15 protein-coding genes are annotated in these 20,070 nt (G+C 65.3%); 5 read left to right on the top strand and 10 right to left on the bottom strand.

From position 1 onward, the window contains the following. Positions 1 to 143 precede the first annotated feature (143 nt). Both KSS94_RS01015 and KSS94_RS01010 read right to left on the bottom strand, forming a co-directional pair. Entirely contained in the window at positions 144 to 1,505 is a 1,362-nt protein-coding gene (locus KSS94_RS01015) for an aspartate aminotransferase family protein (RefSeq protein WP_217841261.1), read from the bottom strand. A 48-nt stretch (positions 1,506 to 1,553) separates the two neighbouring features. Continuing rightward, a complete protein-coding gene (locus KSS94_RS01010; RefSeq protein ID WP_217841260.1) occupies positions 1,554 to 2,912 on the bottom strand; it encodes a glutamine synthetase family protein in 1,359 nt (452 codons plus the stop codon). A gap of 667 nt (positions 2,913 to 3,579) precedes the next feature. Between KSS94_RS01010 and KSS94_RS01005 the strand changes: the two genes are divergently transcribed. After that, the gene (locus tag KSS94_RS01005; RefSeq protein WP_217841259.1) at positions 3,580 to 4,956 is read left to right on the top strand and encodes a glutamine synthetase family protein; all 1,377 of its coding nucleotides are present in this window, start codon (positions 3,580 to 3,582) and stop codon (positions 4,954 to 4,956) included. 200 nt (positions 4,957 to 5,156) lie between these two features. Here KSS94_RS01005 and argA read toward each other — a convergent pair whose 3' ends face one another. Further along, entirely contained in the window at positions 5,157 to 6,455 is a 1,299-nt protein-coding gene (argA, locus tag KSS94_RS01000) for an amino-acid N-acetyltransferase (RefSeq protein WP_217841258.1), read from the bottom strand. 124 nt (positions 6,456 to 6,579) lie between these two features. Further along, complete coding sequence (argE, locus tag KSS94_RS00995; RefSeq protein ID WP_217841257.1) at positions 6,580 to 7,722, bottom strand: acetylornithine deacetylase; 1,143 nt, start codon at positions 7,720 to 7,722, stop codon at positions 6,580 to 6,582. Positions 7,723 to 7,877: 155 nt separating this feature from the next. Between argE and KSS94_RS00990 the strand changes: the two genes are divergently transcribed. Then, the gene (locus KSS94_RS00990; protein WP_217841256.1) at positions 7,878 to 9,257 is read left to right on the top strand and encodes a CYTH domain-containing protein; all 1,380 of its coding nucleotides are present in this window, start codon (positions 7,878 to 7,880) and stop codon (positions 9,255 to 9,257) included. A 165-nt stretch (positions 9,258 to 9,422) separates the two neighbouring features. On the opposite strand, the gene KSS94_RS00985 is transcribed toward KSS94_RS00990, so the two are convergent. After that, positions 9,423 to 9,893, bottom strand: coding sequence for an Lrp/AsnC family transcriptional regulator (locus KSS94_RS00985; protein ID WP_217841255.1), 471 nt, complete (start codon positions 9,891 to 9,893; stop codon positions 9,423 to 9,425). 126 nt (positions 9,894 to 10,019) lie between these two features. On the opposite strand from KSS94_RS00985, the gene KSS94_RS00980 reads away from it, so the two are divergent. The 3 genes from KSS94_RS00980 to KSS94_RS00970 all read left to right on the top strand — a co-directional run bounded on the left by KSS94_RS00980 (position 10,020) and on the right by KSS94_RS00970 (position 12,521). Further along, on the top strand, positions 10,020 to 10,346 hold the full coding sequence (locus KSS94_RS00980) for an ACT-like domain-containing protein (protein WP_217841254.1): 327 nt from the start codon (positions 10,020 to 10,022) through the stop codon (positions 10,344 to 10,346). A gap of 97 nt (positions 10,347 to 10,443) precedes the next feature. Further along, positions 10,444 to 12,114, top strand: coding sequence for a GspE/PulE family protein (locus tag KSS94_RS00975; protein WP_217841253.1), 1,671 nt, complete (start codon positions 10,444 to 10,446; stop codon positions 12,112 to 12,114). Between the two features lie 92 nt (positions 12,115 to 12,206). Continuing rightward, complete coding sequence (locus KSS94_RS00970; RefSeq protein ID WP_217841252.1) at positions 12,207 to 12,521, top strand: DUF2388 domain-containing protein; 315 nt, start codon at positions 12,207 to 12,209, stop codon at positions 12,519 to 12,521. Between the two features lie 81 nt (positions 12,522 to 12,602). Here KSS94_RS00970 and gcvP read toward each other — a convergent pair whose 3' ends face one another. The 5 genes from gcvP to KSS94_RS00945 all read right to left on the bottom strand — a co-directional run bounded on the left by gcvP (position 12,603) and on the right by KSS94_RS00945 (position 20,006). Beyond that, positions 12,603 to 15,476, bottom strand: a complete 2,874-nt coding sequence (gene gcvP / locus KSS94_RS00965) for an aminomethyl-transferring glycine dehydrogenase (RefSeq protein WP_217841251.1) — start codon at positions 15,474 to 15,476, stop codon at positions 12,603 to 12,605. A gap of 144 nt (positions 15,477 to 15,620) precedes the next feature. Beyond that, positions 15,621 to 16,004, bottom strand: a complete 384-nt coding sequence (gene gcvH, locus KSS94_RS00960; RefSeq protein WP_217841250.1) for a glycine cleavage system protein GcvH — start codon at positions 16,002 to 16,004, stop codon at positions 15,621 to 15,623. 47 nt (positions 16,005 to 16,051) lie between these two features. After that, the gene (gene gcvT / locus KSS94_RS00955; protein WP_217841249.1) at positions 16,052 to 17,134 is read right to left on the bottom strand and encodes a glycine cleavage system aminomethyltransferase GcvT; all 1,083 of its coding nucleotides are present in this window, start codon (positions 17,132 to 17,134) and stop codon (positions 16,052 to 16,054) included. A gap of 123 nt (positions 17,135 to 17,257) precedes the next feature. Beyond that, the gene (locus KSS94_RS00950; RefSeq protein ID WP_217841248.1) at positions 17,258 to 18,880 is read right to left on the bottom strand and encodes an ABC transporter permease; all 1,623 of its coding nucleotides are present in this window, start codon (positions 18,878 to 18,880) and stop codon (positions 17,258 to 17,260) included. A 124-nt stretch (positions 18,881 to 19,004) separates the two neighbouring features. Then, positions 19,005 to 20,006 carry an extracellular solute-binding protein gene (locus KSS94_RS00945; RefSeq protein ID WP_217841247.1) on the bottom strand — a complete coding sequence of 334 codons (1,002 nt, stop codon included), beginning with the start codon at positions 20,004 to 20,006 and terminating at the stop codon, positions 19,005 to 19,007. Between the last annotated feature and the right edge of the window lie 64 nt (positions 20,007 to 20,070).

The raw sequence follows: 20,070 nt of genomic DNA, 5'->3' as shown, positions 1-20,070 counted from the left end.
AGCCTTCTGTTCAGCAGCCAGGTCCCACGGTTCACGCGCTGGGCGACTGAAACAGCCGTTAGTCTGGCAAGTTACAAGGCGCTGTTTCAACCAAACGAGTGCCTTGTAGCAACTTAATGTCACCTCGCCAGCCTAGCAGACCGTTATCGGATCGCTTCCAGGGTCAGATCCAGGCACTTGCGCGCCTTCTCCACCAGTTCGTCCACCTCGGCGTGGCTGATCACCAGCGGCGGGGCGATGATCATGGTGTCGCCCACCGCGCGCATGATCAGGCCATTGTCGAAGCAGAAGTTGCGGCACACCATGCCCACGCCCTTGCCTTCGTAACGGCTGCGGGTGGCCTTGTCCTTGACCAGCTCGATGGCGCCGAGCAGGCCCAGGCCGCGTACTTCGCCCACCAGTGGGTGGTCCTGCAGCTCACGCAGACGTTTTTGCAAGTAGGGTGCCACTTCTGTGCGGGCCTTCTCGACGATGTGCTCGTCACGCAGGATGCGCAGGTTTTCCAGGCCCACCGCCGCCGCCACCGGGTGGCCGGAGTAGGTGAAGCCGTGGTTGAAGTCGCCGCCCTCGCTGAGTACCTGGGCCACCTTGTCACGCACGATCACACCGCCCATGGGGATGTAACCGGAGGTCAGGCCCTTGGCGATGGTCATCAGGTCGGGCTTCAAGTCGTAGTAGTCCGAACCGAACCACTCGCCGGTGCGGCCGAACCCGCAGATCACCTCATCGGCGACGAACAGGATGTCGTACCTGGCGAGGATCTCCTTGACCTTGGGCCAGTAGGTTTCGGGCGGGATGATCACCCCGCCGGCGCCCTGGATCGGCTCGGCGATGAAGGCGGCGACGTTGTCTTCGCCGGCTTCGAGAATTTTCTGTTCCAGCTGCTCGGCGGCCCATACGCCGAAGGCCTCCGGGGTCATCTCGCCGCCTTCACCGAACCAGTACGGCTGCGGGATGTGCACGATGCCCGGGATCGGCAGGCCGCCCTGCTCGTGCATGCCGCTCATGCCGCCCAGGCTGGCGCCGGCCACGGTGGAGCCGTGGTAGCCGTTGATGCGGCCAATGATGGTCTGCTTGTGCGGCTTGCCCTTCAGCGCCCAGTAATGACGAACCATGCGCAGCACGGTGTCGTTGCCTTCGGAGCCGGAGCCGGTGAAGAACACATGGGTCATGCCCTCGGGAGCCACCTCGGTGATCGCCTTGGCCAGCTCCAGCGCTGGCGGGTGGGCGGTCTGGAAGAACAGGTTGTAGTACGGCAGCTCGCGCATCTGCTTTTCTGCCGCCTGTACCAGTTCTTCGCGGCCATAGCCCACCGCCACGCACCACAGGCCGGCCATGCCGTCGAGGATCTTGTGCCCCTCGCTGTCCCACAAATGAACGCCCTGCGCCTTGGTGATGATGCGCGGCCCCTTGGCCTTCAGCTGCTTGTAGTCGCTGAAAGGTGCCAGGTGGTGTTCGCCGCTCAGGGCTTGCCATTCACGGGTTTGCGGGTTGTTGACGCTCATGTGCCTCTCCATTTTCCGGCAGCCGCCCACAGGCGACCTCAGGGTTGATCAGACAGCGAACAGCAGGAACTCACGCTCCCAGGAACTGATGACGCGCTTGAAGTTCTCGTGCTCGGCGCGCTTGGTGGCGACGTAGCCGGCGATGAATTTCTCGCCCAGGTACTGCTCCAGTGCGCGGCTGTTTTCCATGCGTTCCAGGGCATCTTCGATAGTCAGCGGCAGGCGCAGGTTGCGCCGCTCGTAGCCGCGGCCCTGCACCGGCGCGCTGGCCTGAATGCCTTCGACCATGCCGATATAGCCGCACAGCAGGCTGGCGGCGATGGCCAGGTAGGGGTTGGCGTCGGCGCCTGGCAGGCGGTTCTCGACCCGGCGGTTTTGCGGGCCGGCATCCGGCACGCGCAGGCCGACGGTGCGGTTTTCTTCGCCCCACTCGACGTTCACCGGCGCCGAGGTGTCGGGCAGGAAGCGGCGGAACGAGTTGACGTTGGGGGCGAACAGCGGCAGCGCTTCGGGGATGAGTTTCTGCAGGCCGCCGATGTGGTTGAGGAACAGCTCGCTCATGCTGCCGTCTTCATTGCTGAAGATGTTCTTGCCGGTGGCTGCATCGACCACGCTCTGGTGCAGGTGCATGGCGCTGCCCGGCTCGCCGGTCATCGGCTTGGCCATGAAGGTGGCGGCCACGTTGTGCTTGAGCGCGGCCTCACGCATGGTGCGCTTGAACACCAGGATCTGGTCGGCCAGGTGCAGGGCGTCGCCGTGACGGAAGTTGATCTCCATCTGCGCGGTGCCGTCTTCGTGGATCAGCGTGTCGAGGTCCAGCTGCTGCAATTCGCACCAGTCGTAGACGTCCTCGAACAGCGGGTCGAACTCGTTGGCAGCCTCGATGGAGAACGACTGGCGGCCGGTTTCCGGGCGGCCGGAGCGGCCCACCGGCGGCTGCAGCGGGAAGTCCGGGTCTTCGCTGCGCTTGGTCAGGTAGAACTCCATCTCGGGCGCGACGATCGGCTGCCAGCCTTTGTCGGCGTAGAGCTTGAGCACTTTCTTGAGCACGTTGCGCGGCGACAGCTCGACCGGGTTGCCCTTCTTGTCGTAAGTGTCGTGGATCACCTGGGCGGTCGGCTCGATGGCCCAGGGCACGAGAAACACCGCGTTCTCGTCGGGGCGGCAGATCATGTCGATGTCGGCCGGGTCGAGCAGTTCGTAATAGATGTCATCGTCGACATAGTCGCCGGTCACGGTCTGCAGCAGCACGCTCTCGGGCAGGCGCATGCCTTTTTCGGCGATGAACTTGTTGGTCGGCGAGATCTTGCCGCGGGTGATGCCGGTCAGGTCGCTGATCAGGCATTCCACTTCGGTGATCTTGTGCTCTTTCAACCAATCGGTGAGCTGGTCGAGGTTGTTACTCATAAATACCTCAGGAGGTAATGTGGCCCGGTTGACGGCAACCTGCGGCCGTTGACGCCTGGCGTCGTTCAGGGTCGGCGCACGGGGCACCGAGGGGCCTTGAATGGCCCACGCCTTGATTCTGTATGGAGTGCATGGCTAAAGCAAAAACCCCCGCGCAGGACGACAGTGGATACACTCGATAAAAGTGAGTCCAGGCTGGAAACCGAGGGCAGATAGAAAGGAAGAGAGGCGCTAAAGCGTTACGAGGCATGGCCTTTTTGTGCAAACCGTCAATTATTGCGGCCAGTACAACACGGCAGTGTTGCAAACGTGCAATGACTGGGCGGCAACCGGGAGATATGCCTGAGCGCACCGTGCAGGCGGTGTTTTCAGGTCTCGACAGGCGGACCATGTGACCCTCGTATTATTGTGTTTTGGGTTGTGTCCGAGCTTAGCCTTGTTCATTTTTTTACACAACCGTTCCGTAAAAAATAAAACACGCCCTGCCCGGGATAACCCTTCAACACGAAAATAGCGGATAATGGCACGCCCCGATATGCAGCAAATCTGCCGTAGATGTGCCATTTAAGGGCATCATGGGGCTGGCTTGACTTCAACTGGTCTTTCCGATTGACTGGGGTTGCAAGCCCCCCTTGATTGATATTTTTAACAACAAAGGTGTTGCATCATGTCGGTACCCCCGCGTGCCGTTCAGCTTAACGAAGCGAACGCGTTCCTTAAGGAACATCCTGAGGTTCTCTACGTTGACCTTCTGATTGCAGATATGAATGGTGTGGTTCGTGGCAAGCGCATCGAGCGCACGAGCCTGCACAAGGTTTACGAAAAAGGCATCAACCTGCCGGCCTCCCTCTTCGCCCTGGACATCAACGGTTCCACCGTCGAAAGCACAGGCCTTGGCCTGGACATCGGCGATGCCGACCGCATCTGCTACCCGATCCCCGGCACCCTCTCCAACGAGCCCTGGCAGAAGCGCCCTACCGCGCAGCTGCTGATGACCATGCACGAGATCGAAGGCGAACCCTTCTTCGCCGACCCGCGTGAAGTGCTGCGCCAGGTGGTGAGCAAGTTCACCGACATGGGCCTGACCATTTGCGCCGCGTTCGAGCTGGAGTTCTACCTGATCGACCAGGAGAACGTGAACGGCCGCCCGCAGCCGCCACGCTCGCCGATTTCGGGCAAGCGCCCGCAGTCCACGCAGGTGTACCTGATCGACGACCTCGACGAATATGCCGACTGCCTGCAGGACATTCTTGAAGGCGCCAAGGAGCAAGGCATCCCGGCCGACGCCATCGTCAAGGAAAGCGCCCCGGCGCAATTCGAAGTCAACCTGCACCACGTCGCCGACCCGCTCAAGGCCTGTGACTATGCAGTGCTGCTCAAGCGCCTGATCAAGAACATCGCCTACGACCATGAAATGGACACCACCTTCATGGCCAAGCCCTACCCGGGCCAGGCAGGCAACGGCCTGCATGTACACATTTCCGTGCTGGACAAAGATGGCAACAACATCTTCACCAGCGAGGATCCCGAGCAGAACGCCGCGCTACGTCACGCTGTCGGCGGTGTGCTCGAGACCCTGCCCGCCTCCATGGCGTTCCTGTGCCCCAACGTCAACTCGTACCGCCGCTTCGGCGCGCAGTTCTACGTACCGAACGCGCCGAGCTGGGGCCTGGACAACCGCACCGTGGCCCTGCGCGTACCGACCGGCTCGCCGGACGCCGTACGCATCGAGCACCGCGTGGCCGGCGCCGACGCCAACCCGTACCTGATGATGGCTGCGGTACTGGCCGGTGTGCACCATGGCCTGACCAACCAGATCGAGCCGGGTGAGCCGATCGAAGGCAACTCGTACGAGCAGCTGGAGCAGAGCCTGCCGAACAACCTGCGCGATGCCCTGCGCGAGCTGGACGACAGCGAAATCCTCAACAAGTACATCGATCCGAAGTACATCGACATCTTCGTCGCGTGCAAGGAGAGCGAGCTGGAGGAGTTCGAGCATTCGATCTCCGACCTGGAGTACAACTGGTACCTGCACACCGTGTAAACAAAAACGCCGCCCACAAGGGCGGCGTTTTTCATTGCCTCCAGGCACCTCGCCCCCCTATGTAGGAGCGGCCTTGTGCCGCGAAAGGGCCGCAAAGCGGCCCCGGCAATTTCACTTTGATGCGCAGATATGGGGGCGCTCCGCACCTCTTTCGCGGCACAAGGCCGCTCCTACAAAAGCCCGCGCTACCTGCAGATCACTTACAACGACTTCTCGAAAATCTTCGAATTACGCTGGTAGTTGTACAGCGAAGCCCGCGCCGCCGGCAGGCGCTCCACACCACTGGGTGCAAAACCTCGCTCACGGAACCAGTGCGCAGTACGGGTGGTCAGCACGAACAAAGTGTTCAACCCCAACGCCCGCGCCCGGGTTTCGATGCGTTCAAGCAACTCGTCACCGCGCCCGCCATGGCGATACTCCGGGTTCACCGCCAGGCACGCCAGCTCGCCGGCCTCGGAGTCGGCAATCGGGTACAGCGCCGCACAGGCGATGATCATGCCCTCACGCTCGACCACGCTGAACTGCTCAATCTCACGCTCAAGTACCTCCCGCGAACGGCGCACCAGAATGCCCTGTTCTTCCAGCGGGCTGATCAGGTCCAGCAGGCCGCCGACATCCTCGATGGTCGCCTCGCGCACCACCTCGAACTGCTCCTGGGACACCAGCGTACCGGCCCCGGCACGGGTGAACAGCTCGTTGAGCAGCGCACCGTCCTCGACGTAACTGACGATATGGCTGCGCGCCACGCCGCCCTTGCAGGCCTCGGCGGCGGCATCCAGCAACTCGCCCTGGTAATCGCTGCCCAGGCGTTGCAGGTGCGGCGTCACCTGTTGCGGGCGCAGCTCGCGCACCAGGCGCCCCTGGTCGTCCAAAAGGCCAGGTTCTGCGCCAAACAGCAGCAGCTTGTCGGCGCCCAGCTCGATGGCGGCGCGAGTGGCGACGTCTTCGCAGGCCAGGTTGAAGATTTCCCCGGTGGGCGAGTAGCCCAGCGGCGACAGCAGCACGATGGAGCGCTCGTCGAGCAGCCGGCTGATGCCCTTGCGGTCGACCCGGCGCACTTCGCCGGTGTGGTGGTAGTCCACCCCTTCGAGCACGCCGATAGGCCGTGCGGTAACCAGGTTGCCCGAGGCCACCCGCAGGCGCGAGCCCTGCATCGGCGAGGCGGCGATGTCCATCGACAGGCGCGCCTCGATGGCCAGGCGCAGGGCGCCGACGGCGTCGATCACGCAGTCCAGGGTCGCCGCATCGGTGATGCGCAGGCCACGGTGGTAGTGCGGGGTCAGGCCGCGGGCGGCCAGGCGGCTTTCGATCTGCGGGCGCGAACCGTGCACCAGCACCAGGCGCACGCCCAGGCTGTGCAGCAGCACCAGGTCGTGGACGATATTGCCGAAATTCGGGTGTTCGACGCCGTCACCGGGGAGCATGACCACGAAGGTGCAGTCGCGGTGGGCGTTGATGTAGGGAGAAGCATGGCGCAGCCAGTTGACGTAATCGGGCATGACAAGGCCTGTGGATAAGTGAACGGAGACGAAAAGGCGCACAACGTTCGAACGTCATCGTCGGAACAGGCTTGCGGTCACGCGCGGTCTCCTCTAGGCAGTGACGAATGAAGTCAGTGGACGTTTAGCTCAGGCAATAGTGCCGTACCAGGTCACGCAATAGACGCACGGTAGGCTCGATACGTGACATTTCAAGGTATTCGCCGGGCTGGTGGGCGCAGGCGATGTCGCCGGGGCCAAGCACGATGGTCTGACAGCCGAGCTGCTGAAGATAAGGCGCTTCGGTACCAAAGGCCACTGCTTCGGCGCGGTGGCCGGTCAGGCGTTCGGCCAGTTGCACCAGCTCCGCGTCGGCAGCCTGTTCGAACGGCGGCACCTCGGGGAACAGCGGCGCGTAGTCGATCTGCACCTCGAAGCGCTCGGCCAGCGGCACCAGCTTGCTGCGGATGGCCGCGCGCAGCTGCTCGACATCCATGCCCGGCAGCGGGCGCAGGTCGAACTCCAGAGCGCACTGGCCGCAGATGCGGTTGGGGTTGTCGCCGCCGTGGATGCAGCCGAAGTTCAGGGTCGGGGTGGGCACGGTGAACTGCGGGTTGCGGTATTTTTCCTGCCAGCCGCGGCGCAGGTCCATCAGCTCACCCATGGCCGCGTGCATGGCCTCCAGGGCGCTGCGGCCCAGGTTCGGGTCCGACGAATGGCCGCTGCGCCCGAGAATGTCGATGCGGTCCATGAGGATGCCCTTGTGCATGCGGATCGGCTTGAGCCCGGTGGGCTCGCCGATCACCGCCGCCCGCCCGAGGGGCTGGCCGGCCTCGGCCAAGGCACGGGCGCCGGACATCGAGCTCTCTTCGTCGCAAGTGGCCAGAATCAGCAGCGGCTGCTTGAAGTCATGCTCAAGCAGCGGCGTGACCGCCTCGATCACCAGGGCGAAAAAGCCCTTCATGTCACAGCTGCCCAGGCCCACCCAGCGGCCGTCGACCTCGGTGAGCTTGAGCGGGTCGCTTTGCCACAGTTGCGGGTCGAACGGCACGGTGTCGCTGTGCCCGGCCAGCACCAGGCCGCCGGGGCCGGTGCCGCGGCTGGCCAGCAGGTTGAACTTGCCCGGGGTGACCTGCTGGATCTCGCAGGTGAAACCCAGGTCGCCCAGCCAGCCGGCCAGCAGGTCGATGACCGCGCGGTTGGACTGGTCGAGGGCCGGCTGGGTGCAACTGACCGACGGTGCGGCAATCAGGGCGGCAAACTGGTCTTTCAGCGACGGCAACGGCATGCGCGGACTCCTCAAAAGCATGGAGGGCATCATAACAACCCATTCCCTGCGCAGGGCAAGCCATTCCTGGGGCCGCTGTGCAGCCCCAAATCCGGCAGGCGACACCCGACTCCTGTAGACTCACATCCCACGATGCCCCTCCTTCCGAGCCCGCGATGCACAAAGAAACCGAACTCAAACTCCGCGCCAGCCGCGAGACCCTCGCCGCCCTGCGCGAGCACCCCCTGCTGAAGAAGCGCAACAAGTCCGGCTGGCAGACCCGCGAACTGCTCAACCAGTACTTCGACACAGCGGAGCGCGACCTGTCTGCCGCCCGTGTGGCGCTGCGCCTGCGCCGCGACGGCGAGGTCATCATCCAGACCCTCAAGTGCCGCGGCCAAAGCGTGGCGGGCCTGTCCGAGCGCAACGAGTACGAGTGGCAGCTGGACAAGGTCAAGCTGGACCTGAAAAAACTCGACGCCAGTTGCTGGCCCGAGCAGTTGGCCGAGCTCGACAAGAAGACCATCAAGCCGCTGTTCACCACCGACTTCACCCGCGAGTACGCCGAAATCTCCTGGGGCCGCGGCAAGGCCAAGGTGGTGATCGAAGCCGCCCTGGACCAGGGCTTCGTGGTGGCCGGCAAGCGCAAGGAAGCAATCAGCGAACTGGAGCTTGAACTGCGCGAAGGCGACCCGGCAGCCCTGCTGGAACTGGCCGCCGAACTGGCCGCAAGCGTAGCCCTGATGCCGTGCGACATCAGCAAGGCCGAGCGCGGCTACCGCCTGCTCGACGAAGCCAGCTACGAGCTGGACCTGCCGGCCAGCGAGCTGCACGCCGAGATGCCACTGGACGACGCCTACGCCGCCCTGGCCTGGCAACTGCTGGGCAGCAGCCAGCGCCTGGCCGAGCAGTACCGCCACAAAGGCCACTGGCGCCTGCTGCAGGACTGGGTACACTGCCTCGCCGAACTGCGCGCCCTCACCGCAAGCCTCGGCCAGGCGGCACCGCGCCCGGTGACCAAGGCCCTGCGCGCCAGCCTCGACGCCCTGCTGGAAGACTGGCGCCCGCTGGTACAGGCCGGCAATGACGACGAAGACATCCGCCGCGCCGCCCCCGAGCAGTTCGCCGAGGAACTGGAGGACCCGCGCTGGGGCCAGTTCTCGCTGGAAACCGCACGCTGGCTGACCGCCCGCGCCTGGACCGTGGAGCGCAAGGGCCGTGGCGAGCGCCAGGGCAAGGCGCAGCTGGCCAGCTGGCTGCACCATCAGCTGGGTGAAGAAGCCCGCGCGCTGAAGCTGCCGCTGTACGTGCAGCGCCCGGAAGACCTGGGCGAGCAGTTGCCGCGCATCGAAGGCATCCTGGCCTGGCTGCACCACGCCCGCCAGGTGCTCGAGGTGCCGCAGCAGGACCGCCTGTATGGCGAGCTGAACAAGCTGCACGAGCTGGCCGAGCAACCGCTGGGTGAGGAAGACAAGAGCGAACTGCTGGAAGCACGCATCGAGCAGGCCCGCGCCATCGAGCAGAACCGCGCCTGGAAGCATTTGCTCAAGGCTTGAGGCCGCACATCGCGGGGCAAGCCCGCTCCCTCGGGTAGTGCGTGGGAGCGATTGTCCTGCACTGCATGTACCGGCCTCATCGCCGGCAAGCCGGCTCCTACAGGTTCGGCGCAGGCCCCGGGGCATGCGCCCCCTGTGGGAGCGGGCTTGCCCGCGATGGGGCCATCAGCGCCCCAACGGCAAGCTTGTCGTACTCTTGATCTCGGATAGCGCCACGATCGAATTCACTTCCTGGATACCCGGCACGTTCGACAGCTTTTCGAAGAAGAAGCGCTCGTAGGCCTCGATATCCGAGGTGACGATGCGCAGCAAGAAGTCCACCGAGCCCATCAGCACATAGCACTCCAGGACTTCAGGGAAACCGCGGATCGCCTCGGTGAATTCGGCAAAGTTCGAACGCCCGTGGGCGTTGAGCTTCACCTCGGCGAATATCTGCGTATTCAGGCCCACCTTCTTGCGGTCCAGCAGGGTCACCTGCCCGCGAATCACCCCTTCCTCGCGCAAACGCTGAATGCGCCGCCAACAGGGCGACTGCGACAGCCCCACACGCTCGGCAATCTGCGCGCTGGAAAGCGACGCGTCCTCCTGCAGCAGCTCAAGAATTCGACGGTCGAAGGCATCCAGCTCGCTTTGCATGATTGATTCCTAAAAATACATTTTTGCGAATCATATAATTCGCACAATATCCAAATCGACCGAATCATAGCGAAACAATACCCCGTTCAGCGTGCAAGAATTTCCCCACTTTCGCGGAGACCCAGCATGAACGCACTCGAACGGCCCCTCGCCTCCCCCCGCCTCGACGCCTGGGCCGCCAGCACCGCCCACAGCACCGTGCACTACCGCCTGCAGGCCGAGGCCGAGCCAGACAGCCTGTGCCGGGTGCTGAACCTGTTCGCCCTGCAGTTCCTCACCCCCCACAGCGTGCAGGTAAGCCAGCAGGATGACTGGCTGGATGTGCAAATCGGCATTGGCGGCCTGAGCTGGCACCGCGCCGAGGTGATTGCGCAAAAGCTGCGCAACCTAGTCTGCGTCGCTGACGTGAGCCTTGAGAACATGCCGCCCCTGGCCGAAGTCGCGGCTGGCTGAAGCGGCGCCCTGCAAAGCCCCGAAACCCTTTGCCCACACGCAGGCAACGCCATCCGGGTAGCCTTCCAGGTCCGCTCACCTGGCAAGGACTGCCGCCATGTTTGCCAACCAGACCCTCGACCTCGACCTGCACCGCCTGCTTGATGCCTTGCTGGCCGAGCAACGTATTACAGCCCAGGCCGCCCTCGAAGCCCTCGCCCGGGCCAAGGCTCAACCCACCGAACACCCGCTCGAACTGATCGCCGGCCTGGGCCTGGCCGACCCCTGCCACCCCGGCCAGTTGCTGAGCCTGGACACCTTGTGCCAGTGGCTGGCCGAACAGGTTGGCCAGCCCTTCCTGCACATCGACCCGTTGCAGGTCGACCTGGCTCAAGTCAGCGGGTTGGTGTCTGCGGCCTTTGCCCAGCGTCATCACATTCTGGTGGTCGCGGCCGATGCCACCGGCGTCACCGTAGCCTGCGCCCAGCCCTACCAGCGCGACTGGGAGGCCGACCTGTGCCGCAGCCTGGGCAAACCGGTGCACCGGGTACTGGCCAGCCCCGCGCAAATTCGCCAGCTTGCCCCGACGTTCTTCGGCCTGGCCCATTCGGTACAGGGCGCCGACCAGCAGCAGCCGGCGCGCCTCGGCGAGCTGGAGCATCTGCTGGAGCTGGGCGCAGGCCTTGGCCAAGCCAGCGCCGATGATGCGCCCATCGTGCACCTGGTGGACTGGATGCTGCAGTACGCCATCGAACAGCGCGCCAGCGATATCCACCTGGAACCACGCCGCGAACAGGGCCACCTGCGCCTGCGCATCGACGGCTTGCTGCACAGCGTGTACGCCTTTCCGGCGGGTGTCGCCCTGGCCATGGTCAGCCGCCTCAAGCACCTGGGGCGCATGGACGTGGCCGAAAAGCGCCGCCCGCAGGACGGCCGCCTGAAAAGCCGCCTGCCAGGCGGGCTCGAGGTGGAAATGCGCCTGTCGACGCTGCCCACGCCCTTCGGCGAAAAGCTGGTGCTGCGCCTGTTCGATGCCCGCCAACAGCACGAAACGCTGCAAAGCCTCGGCCTGCAAGGCCAGTTACTGGAGCACTGGCAGGCGTTGCTCAAGCAACGCCAGGGCATGGTGCTGGTCACCGGCCCCACAGGCTCGGGCAAGACCAGCACCCTTTACGCCAGCCTGCGCTTGCTGGCCACGCCCCAGGTGAACCTGTGCAGCATCGAAGACCCCATCGAGCGCCTGGAGCCTGCAATCAACCAGTTGCAGGTTCAGCCGGCACTGGACCTGGGCTTCGCCGATGGCGTGCGCGCCCTGCTGCGCCAGGACCCGGACGTGATCATGATCGGCGAGATCCGCGACCGCGAAACCGCCCAGGTGGCCGTACAGGCGGCGCTCACCGGGCACCTGGTGCTGTCGACCCTGCACACCAACGATGCCTGCAGCGCCGTGACCCGCCTGCTGGAGCTGGGGGTGGCCAGCTACCTGGTGCGGGCCACGCTGCTCGGGGTCATGGCCCAGCGCCTGGTGCGTACCCTGTGTACGCTGTGCCGCGGTGCGAGCACGCTGTGCTACCAGTGCCGGGGTACCGGTTATCACGGGCGTACCGGGCTGTTCGAGCTACTGAGCGTCAGCCACGGCCTGCGCGAACGCATCACCGCCGACACCGACCTGGCCGCCTTGCGCCAGCAGGCGCAGGCCGACGGCATGCGTGACCTGCGCAACTGTGGCCAGGAACGCATAGGCCAGGGCGTGACCTCGCTCGAAGAGGTGCTGCGGGTCTGTGGATAACCGACAAATACCCCGTGGCGCCGGGAACTTGGTCACAGGGGGCAAGATCCAAGTTGCATCCTCACAACCCTCACTCACCGAGGTGCTACATCATGCGTTTCAAGCAAGCCATCGCAGCCGCTGTCCTGTTGTCGCTGCCCGTTGGCGCCGCCATGGCCGACGGTTTCTGGCGCAACATCATTTCGTCGGGCGCCACCACCGCCTCGACCTACCTGACGTTCAAGGACCACAAGCTGATCGTTGCCGCCCAGGATGACGCCGGCAGCTTCGTCGCCAGCGACGGCGCCATTCGCGGGCCGTTCCTGGAAGCCGCGATGCGCCAGGTGCGCGCCGACAACCCGGGCGTGCAGGCCAGCGACATGGAGCTGGCCAACGCGATCCTGGCCAAGAACGCCGTCGCCGAGTAAACCGCAATCGCGGGGCAAGCCCGCTTCCACGCAGGTTCGCTTCGTGGGAGCGGGCTTGCCCCGCCGCGATGCGTCTACCCCTTAACGATACGCCTCCACCGGCACACAAGCGCAGAACAGGTTCCTGTCCCCATACACGTTGTCGACCCGGTTCACCGCCGGCCAGTACTTGTGCTGGCGCGCGTGAGCGCTGGGGGCGATGCCCTGCTCGATGCTGTAGGGCCGGGCCCATGGCGCCAGCACATCGGCCAAGGTGTGCGGGGCATGCCGGAGCGGGTTGTCCTCCAGCGGCCAGTTACCCTGCTGCACCTGGTCGATTTCTGCGCGAATCGCCAGCATCGCCTCGACGAAACGGTCCAGCTCGGCCTTCGACTCGCTCTCGGTGGGCTCGACCATCAGCGTGCCCGGCACCGGGAACGACATGGTCGGGGCATGGAAGCCGTAATCCATCAGGCGCTTGGCCACGTCTTCCTCGGTGATGCCGGTCAGCGCCTTGAGCGGGCGCAGGTCGAGGATGCACTCGTGGGCCACGCGCTGGTTGCGGCCGCGGTACAGCACCGGGAAGGCATCACGCAGCTGGCTGGCCAGGTAGTTGGCCGACAGGATCGCCACTTCGCTTGCGTCGGCCAGTTGCGGCCCCATCATGGCGATGTACATCCAGCTGATCGGCAAAATGCTCGCGCTGCCCCAGGGTGCGGCGCTGACCGCGCTGTTGTTCGGGTCCAGCCCGGGCACCGGCACCACCGGGTGGCTGGCGACGAACGGCTTGAGGTGGGCGCGGATGCCGATCGGGCCCATGCCCGGGCCGCCACCACCATGGGGGATGCAGAAGGTCTTGTGCAGGTTCATGTGCGACACGTCGGCGCCGATGTCGGCCGGCCGCGCCAGCCCCACCTGGGCGTTGAGGTTGGCGCCGTCCATGTACACCTGGCCGCCATGCTGGTGCACCACCTCGCAGATTTCGCGAATGCCTTCCTCGTACACGCCATGGGTCGAGGGGTAGGTGATCATCAGGCACGCCAGCCGCTCACCCGCCGCCTGGGCCTTGGCCTTGAGGTCATCGAGGTCGACGTTGCCGTCCTCGTCGCACTCGACGATCACCACCTCCATGCCGGCCATCTGCGCCGAGGCCGGGTTGGTGCCATGGGCCGATGACGGGATCAGGCACAGGGTACGCCCGGGCTGGTGGCGGCTCTGGTGGTAGCGGGTGATGGCCATCAGGCCTGCGTATTCGCCCTGGGCGCCGGAGTTGGGCTGCATGCAGATGGCGTCAAAGCCGGTGATGGCGCACAACCAGCTTTCCAGCTCGTCGATCATCGCCTTGTAGCCTTGCACCTGGGCCGCCGGGGCAAAGGGGTGCGGCTGGGCGAACTCGGGCCAGGTGATGGGGATCATCTCGCTGCTGGCGTTGAGCTTCATGGTGCAGGAGCCCAGCGGGATCATCGACTGGTTCAGCGCCAGGTCCTTGTTCTCCAGCTGCTTGAGGTAGCGCAGCATCTCGGTTTCGCTTTGGTGCAGGTTGAACACCGGGTGTTCGAGGATCGGCGTGCGCCGCACCAGCGCACTGGGGATGCCCTCTGGCAGCGCCTGCTGGTCGAGGGTGGCAATGTCCAGGCCGTGGTCGACCCCGAGGAAGACATCCAGCAGCTTGAGCACGGTGGCTTCGTCACAGGTTTCGTCCAGGCTCACCCCCAGGTGCCCGCGGCCAAGAATGCGCAGGTTGATGCGCGCGTCCTCGGCGCTTTCGATGATCGCCGCCTGGGTGCCGCCGACATCGAGGGTGAGGGTGTCGAAGAAGTGCTGGTTGAGGCGCTTGAGGCCCTTGCTCTCGAGCCCCGCCGCCAGGATGAAGGTCAGCCGGTGCACGCGCTGGGCGATGCGCCGCAGGCCCTCGGGGCCGTGGTAGACGGCGTAGAAGCCGGCGATGTTGGCCAGCAGCACCTGCGCCGTGCAGATGTTCGAATTGGCCTTCTCGCGGCGGATGTGCTGCTCGCGGGTTTGCAGGGCCATGCGTAGCGCGGTGTTGCCGCGGGCATCGCGGGACACGCCGATGATGCGCCCGGGCATGGCCCGCTTGTAGTCGTCGCGGCAGGCGAAGTAGGCCGCGTGGGGGCCGCCGTAGCCCATGGGTACGCCAAAGCGCTGGGTGGAGCCGAGCACCACGTCGGCGCCCAGCTCGCCCGGCGGAGTCAGCAGCACCAGGCTGAGAATGTCGGCGGCCACGCAGGCCACGGCCTGCTGACCGTGCAACTGGTCGATCAACGGGCGCAGGTCGCGCACCTCGCCATGGGTGTCGGGGTACTGCAGCAAAGCGCCGAACACTGCGTGCTTGCCGAGGTTATCCACAGCATCGACGATCAGCTCGAAGCCAAAGCCCTCGGCGCGGGTCTTGAGCACCGAGAGGGTCTGCGGGTGGCAGTGCTCATCGGCGAAGAACGCATTGCTTTTGCTGCGCGCCACGCGCTTGGCCAGGGCCATGGCCTCGGCAGCGGCGGTGGCTTCGTCCAGCAGCGAGGCATTGGCCAGCGGCAGGCCGGTGAGGTCGATGACCATCTGCTGATAGTTCAGCAGCGCCTCCAGGCGGCCCTGGGCGATCTCCGGCTGATAGGGCGTGTAGGCGGTGTACCAGCCGGGGTTTTCCAGCACGTTGCGCAGGATCACCGTGGGGGTGACGGTGGCGTGGTAGCCCATGCCGATCAGGCTGGTCCACAGCTGGTTTTGTGCGGCGTAACCGGCCAGCTTGGCCAGGGCGGCCTGCTCGTCCAGGGCCGGGGGCAGATCGAGCGGGCGGTTGAAGCGGATGCCGGGCGGCACGGTCTGCTCGATCAGCTCGCTGCGGCTGGTGACGCCGAGGGCGGCCAACATGGCCTGCTGCTCCTGGGCATCGGGCCCCAGGTGGCGCTGCAGGAACGGGTTGGGGAGGTGCAATTGACGCAGGGATGGCGACTGGGACATGGCGAGATCTCTTCCTGGACCAGTTCTCTTGGAGACTTACAAGTCTAGGAAGGATTGCCGGATGTGCGGGGGAAAGTTGTTGCCAGGGCCGGCCCCATCGCCGGCAAGCCGGCTCCTGCAGGAGGCGGCGGGCCGGCAACAGGATCATTCGCCGATGGCGGCCTTGTAGGCAGCGGCGTCCAGCAGCTTGTCCAGCTGCGACTTGTCGCTTGGCTTGAGCTTGAAGATCCACGACTCGTAGGGCTCTTCGTTGAGCAGCTCGGGGCTGTCGGCCAGCTCTTCGTTGACCGCGATCACTTCGCCGGCCACCGGAGCGTAGATGTCGGAGGCGGCCTTGACCGACTCGACCACGCCAGCGGCGTCGCCGGCGCCGAACACCTTGCCGACTTCGGCCAGTTCGACGAACACCACGTCACCCAGCGCCTGCTGCGCGTGGTCGCTGATGCCTACGGTAACGGTGCCGTCGGCTTCCAGGCGGGCCCACTCGTGGCTCTCGGCGAAACGCAGGTCGGCGGGGATATTGCTCATGTGTTGTCTTCCTCGTTTGGGTCAGCGGTCGGCCCGCCGTTGAATGTTCAGATCAGGACTTTGCCGTGGCGCACGAAGGTCGGCTTGACCACCCGCACCGGGTACCACTTGCCGCGAATCTCGACCTCGGCGCGGTCGCCGGTGGCCATGGGTACGCGGGCCAGGGCAATGGACTTGCTCAGCGTAGGCGAGAAACTACCACTGGTGATCTCCCCTTCGCCAATGCCGGATACACGGACCACCTGGTGGGCGCGCAATACACCGCGCTCCTCGAGCACCAGCCCGACCAGTTTGTCCTGCACGCCGCGTTCAATTTCTGCCAGCAAACCCGCCCGCCCGATGAACTCGCGGCCCGCCGGTTCCCAGGCAATGCACCAGCCCAGGTTGGAAGTCAGCGGGGTGTGGGTTTCGTCGATGTCCTGGCCGTACAGGTTCATGCCGGCCTCAAGGCGCAGGGTGTCGCGGGCGCCCAGGCCGCTGGGGGCGATGCCGGCGCCGACCAGGTCGTTGAAGAAGGCCACGGCCTGATCGCCGGGCAGAATGATCTCCAGGCCGTCTTCACCGGTGTAGCCGGTGCGGGCGATGAACCAGTCGCCTTCAGCCACGCCTTCGAAAGGGCGCAGTTCGCGGATGACTGCAGCGCGCGCGGGGCTGAGCAAGGGCGCGACCTTGTCGCGGGCACGCGGGCCCTGGATGGCGAGGATGGCCAGGTCCGGGCGTACGTCGAAAGCCACCTCGAAACCTGCGCTCTGCACGCGCAGCCAGTCGAACACCTTGGCCCGGGTCGCGGCGTTGGTGACCAGGCGGTAGCCCCAGTCGGTGCGGTAGGCGATCAAATCGTCGATCACGCCGCCGTCTTCGCTCAGCAGCGGGCTGTAGAGGGCCTTGCCGATGCCGTCCAGGCGGGCCACGTCGTTGGCCAGCAGGCGTTGCAACCAGGGCGTGGCCTGGCTGCCGGTGACGTCGATCACCGTCATGTGGGAAACATCAAAGACGCCGCAGTCACTGCGTACCTGGTGGTGCTCCTCGACTTGCGAGCCATAGTGCAGCGGCATGTCCCAGCCACCAAAATCGACTGTCTTGGCGCCAAGCGCCAGGTGCAAGTCGAACAAAAGCGTGCGCTGTCCCATGGGTTTCTCCTTCCGGGCGTGGCGAAGCGGCAGCGGTCGATGACGTTTAATCGTCAGCTCTTCTTGTAGGACCCGCCGCGCGAATGCCGCGCATTGTAGCCGCAAGGACGCGACGTGGCACCCTCAGCGCGGATGCCCCGGACGATGGGCCGAGCGGCGGATCAACCCGATCACCGGCAACAGGCCCACCAGCACCAGGGTCAATGCCGGCAACGAAGCCCGCGCCCACTCGCCTTCACTGGTCATCTCGAACACCCGCACGGCCAGCGTGTCCCAGCCGAACGGGCGCATCAGCAAGGTGGCGGGCATTTCCTTGAGCACGTCGACGAACACCAGCAGCGCGGCGCTCAACGCGCCGGGTACCAGCAGCGGCAGATACACCTTGAAAAACAATCCCGGCCCGGCCACCCCGAGGCTGCGCGATGCCTCTGGCAGTGACGGGCGGATGCGCTCCAGGCTGCTTTCCAGCGGGCCGTAGGCCACGGCGATGAAGCGCACCAGATAGGCCAGCAGCAACGCCGACAGGCTACCCAGCAGCAGTGGCTTGCCAGCGCCGCCGAGCCACTGCGACAGCGGGATCACCAGCTGGTTGTCGAGGTAACTGAACGCCAACATGATCGACACCGCCAGCACCGAGCCCGGCAGCGCGTAGCCCAGGTTGGCCAGGCCAACGCCGGCGCGAATGCCGGTGGTTGGTGCCTGGCGCCGGGCGAAGGCCAGCAGCAGGGCCACACACACCGTGACCAGCGCTGCCATGGCCCCCAGGTAGAGGGTGTGCAGCACCAGCCCGACATAGCGCTCATCCAGGTCATGCCGGCCGCGCTGCCAGCACCACACCAGCAGCTGCAACAGCGGGATCACGAATGCGCAGGCGAACACCAGCAGGCACCAGGCGCTGGCGGCGAACGCCTTGAACCCGCGCAGGTGGTACAACGCCTGCCCGCGCGGGCGTTCGTTGGCGCTGCGGCTGGCACCACGGGCACGGCGCTCGCCGTACAGCACCAGCATCACCGCCAGCAGCAGCAGGCTGGCCAGTTGCGCGGCGCTGGACAGGCTGAAGAAGCCGTACCAGGTCTTGTAGATAGCGGTGGTGAAGGTGTCGAAGTTGAACACCGCCACCGCGCCGAAATCGGCCAGGGTTTCCATCAATGCCAGGGCGATGCCGGCGCCGATGGCCGGGCGCGCCATGGGCAGCGCCACCCGCCAGAACGCCTGCAACGGCGACAGCCCGAGCACCCGCGCGGCCTCCATCAGGCCCTTGCCCTGGGCCAGGAAGGCGGTGCGCGCCAGCAGGTACACGTAGGGGTAGAACACCAGCACCAGCACGGTGATCACCCCGCCGGTGGAACGCACCCGGGGCAGGCGCATGGGCCCGAATACCTCGCGCAGGGCGCTTTGCACGGGGCCGGCGAAGTCCAGCAGGCCAACGAAGACGAACGCCAGCACATAGGCGGGGATGGCGAATGGCAGCATCAGCGCCCAGTCCAGCCAGCGCCGGCCGGGGAATTCGCAAAGGCTGGTGAGCCAGGCCAGGCTCACTCCCAGCACGGTGACGCCTACGCCCACGCCCAGCACCAGGGTCAGGGTGTTGCCCAGCAGCCGGCTCATCTGCGTATCGAGCAGGTGCGACCAGATCTGCATATCGACCGACTGCCAGGACAGCAGCAGCACGCTCAGCGGCAGCAGCACCAGGGCGGCGGTGAGAAAGACCGGGAGGTACCAGCGGCGTTGGGGGGTGTGGGGCAAGGGCAGAGTTCTCGGTGGCTGTGCAATCGCATCGCGGGGCAAGCCCGCTCCCACGCAGGCCTTATAGCTTGGCGTGGGAGCGGGCTTGCCCCGCGATAAGGCCCTAAAGGATAAGGCGAGGGGCTTAGTTCCAGCCAGCCCGATCCATCAGCCGAATGGCCTCGGCCTGGCGCTTGCCGGCCACTTCCACCGGGATGCTGTCAGCCTTGAAGCTGCCCCAGGCCGCCACTTCTGCCGACGGCTTGACCTTCGGGTTGGCCGGGAATTCCTGGTTGATGTCGGCGAACAGCTTTTGCGCCTCTTCACCGGTCATCCATTCCACCAGTTTTTTCGCAGCTTCCGGGTGCGGGGCATGCTTGGTCAGGCCGATGCCCGACAGGTTGACGTGCACGCCACGGTCAGCCTGGTTGGGCCAGAAGATCTTCACCGGCAGCTTGGGGTTTTGCTGGTGCAGACGGCCGTAGTAGTAGGTGTTGACGATACCCACATCGCACTGGCCGGCCTCGATGGCCTGGATCACCGCGTTGTCGTCGGAGAATACGTCGGTGGACAGGTTGTTGACCCAGCCCTTGACCAGCTTCTCGGTGGCGGCCTCGCCGTGGTTCTCGATCATGGTGGCGGTCAGCGACTGGTTGTACACCTTCTTCGCCGTGCGCAGGCACAGGCGGCCTTCCCATTGCTTGTCGGCCAGGGCTTCGTAGGTGCTGAGCTCTGCCGGCTTGACCCGCTCCGTGGAGTAGATGATGGTCCGCGCACGCAGGCTCAGGCCGGTCCAGTCATGGGACGAGGCGCGGTACTGTGGCGGGATGTTCTGGTCGATGATGCTCGACTTGATCGGCTGCAGGATGCCCATCTGCTCGGCCTGCCAGAGGTTGCCGGCATCGACGGTGAGCAGCAGGTCGGCCACGCCGTTCTGGCCTTCGGCCTTGATGCGCTGCATCAGCGGCGCTTCCTTGTCGGTGATGAACTTGATCTTCACCCCGGTCTTGGCGGTGTAGGCGTCGAACACCGGCTTGATCAGCTCGTCGATGCGCGAGGAGTAGACCACCACTTCGTCCGCCGCCTGGGCGGTGCCACCGAACAGGGTGAGGGCCAGGGCGGCCAGTAGGGGCTTGCGGGGCAACATGGGGGCACTCCTCGCTGATATGAGAGGTGCGAATGGTAGTGAATCCCATTTTGTGGCTCACCCA

It is taken from the genome of Pseudomonas fakonensis, from assembly GCF_019139895.1.
GTDB classification, from domain to species: domain Bacteria; phylum Pseudomonadota; class Gammaproteobacteria; order Pseudomonadales; family Pseudomonadaceae; genus Aquipseudomonas; species Aquipseudomonas fakonensis.
This window is presented reverse-complemented; position numbering and strand designations above follow the sequence as displayed.

Bases quoted from the DNA above. Each gene is read 5' to 3' on its own strand.
- KSS94_RS01015 (WP_217841261.1), bottom strand. From the start codon at position 1,505: ATGAGCGTCAACAACCCGCAAACCCGTGAATGGCAAGCCCTGAGCGGC.
- argE (WP_217841257.1), bottom strand. From the start codon at position 7,722: ATGCCGTTGCCGTCGCTGAAAGACCAGTTTGCCGCCCTGATTGCCGCA.
- KSS94_RS00990 (WP_217841256.1), top strand. From the start codon at position 7,878: ATGCACAAAGAAACCGAACTCAAACTCCGCGCCAGCCGCGAGACCCTC.
- KSS94_RS00975 (WP_217841253.1), top strand. From the start codon at position 10,444: ATGTTTGCCAACCAGACCCTCGACCTCGACCTGCACCGCCTGCTTGAT.
- KSS94_RS00970 (WP_217841252.1), top strand. From the start codon at position 12,207: ATGCGTTTCAAGCAAGCCATCGCAGCCGCTGTCCTGTTGTCGCTGCCC.
- argA (WP_217841258.1), bottom strand. From the start codon at position 6,455: ATGCCCGATTACGTCAACTGGCTGCGCCATGCTTCTCCCTACATCAAC.
- KSS94_RS00945 (WP_217841247.1), bottom strand. From the start codon at position 20,006: ATGTTGCCCCGCAAGCCCCTACTGGCCGCCCTGGCCCTCACCCTGTTC.
- KSS94_RS00980 (WP_217841254.1), top strand. From the start codon at position 10,020: ATGAACGCACTCGAACGGCCCCTCGCCTCCCCCCGCCTCGACGCCTGG.
- gcvH (WP_217841250.1), bottom strand. From the start codon at position 16,004: ATGAGCAATATCCCCGCCGACCTGCGTTTCGCCGAGAGCCACGAGTGG.
- gcvP (WP_217841251.1), bottom strand. From the start codon at position 15,476: ATGTCCCAGTCGCCATCCCTGCGTCAATTGCACCTCCCCAACCCGTTC.
- KSS94_RS01010 (WP_217841260.1), bottom strand. From the start codon at position 2,912: ATGAGTAACAACCTCGACCAGCTCACCGATTGGTTGAAAGAGCACAAG.
- gcvT (WP_217841249.1), bottom strand. From the start codon at position 17,134: ATGGGACAGCGCACGCTTTTGTTCGACTTGCACCTGGCGCTTGGCGCC.
- KSS94_RS00985 (WP_217841255.1), bottom strand. From the start codon at position 9,893: ATGCAAAGCGAGCTGGATGCCTTCGACCGTCGAATTCTTGAGCTGCTG.
- KSS94_RS01005 (WP_217841259.1), top strand. From the start codon at position 3,580: ATGTCGGTACCCCCGCGTGCCGTTCAGCTTAACGAAGCGAACGCGTTC.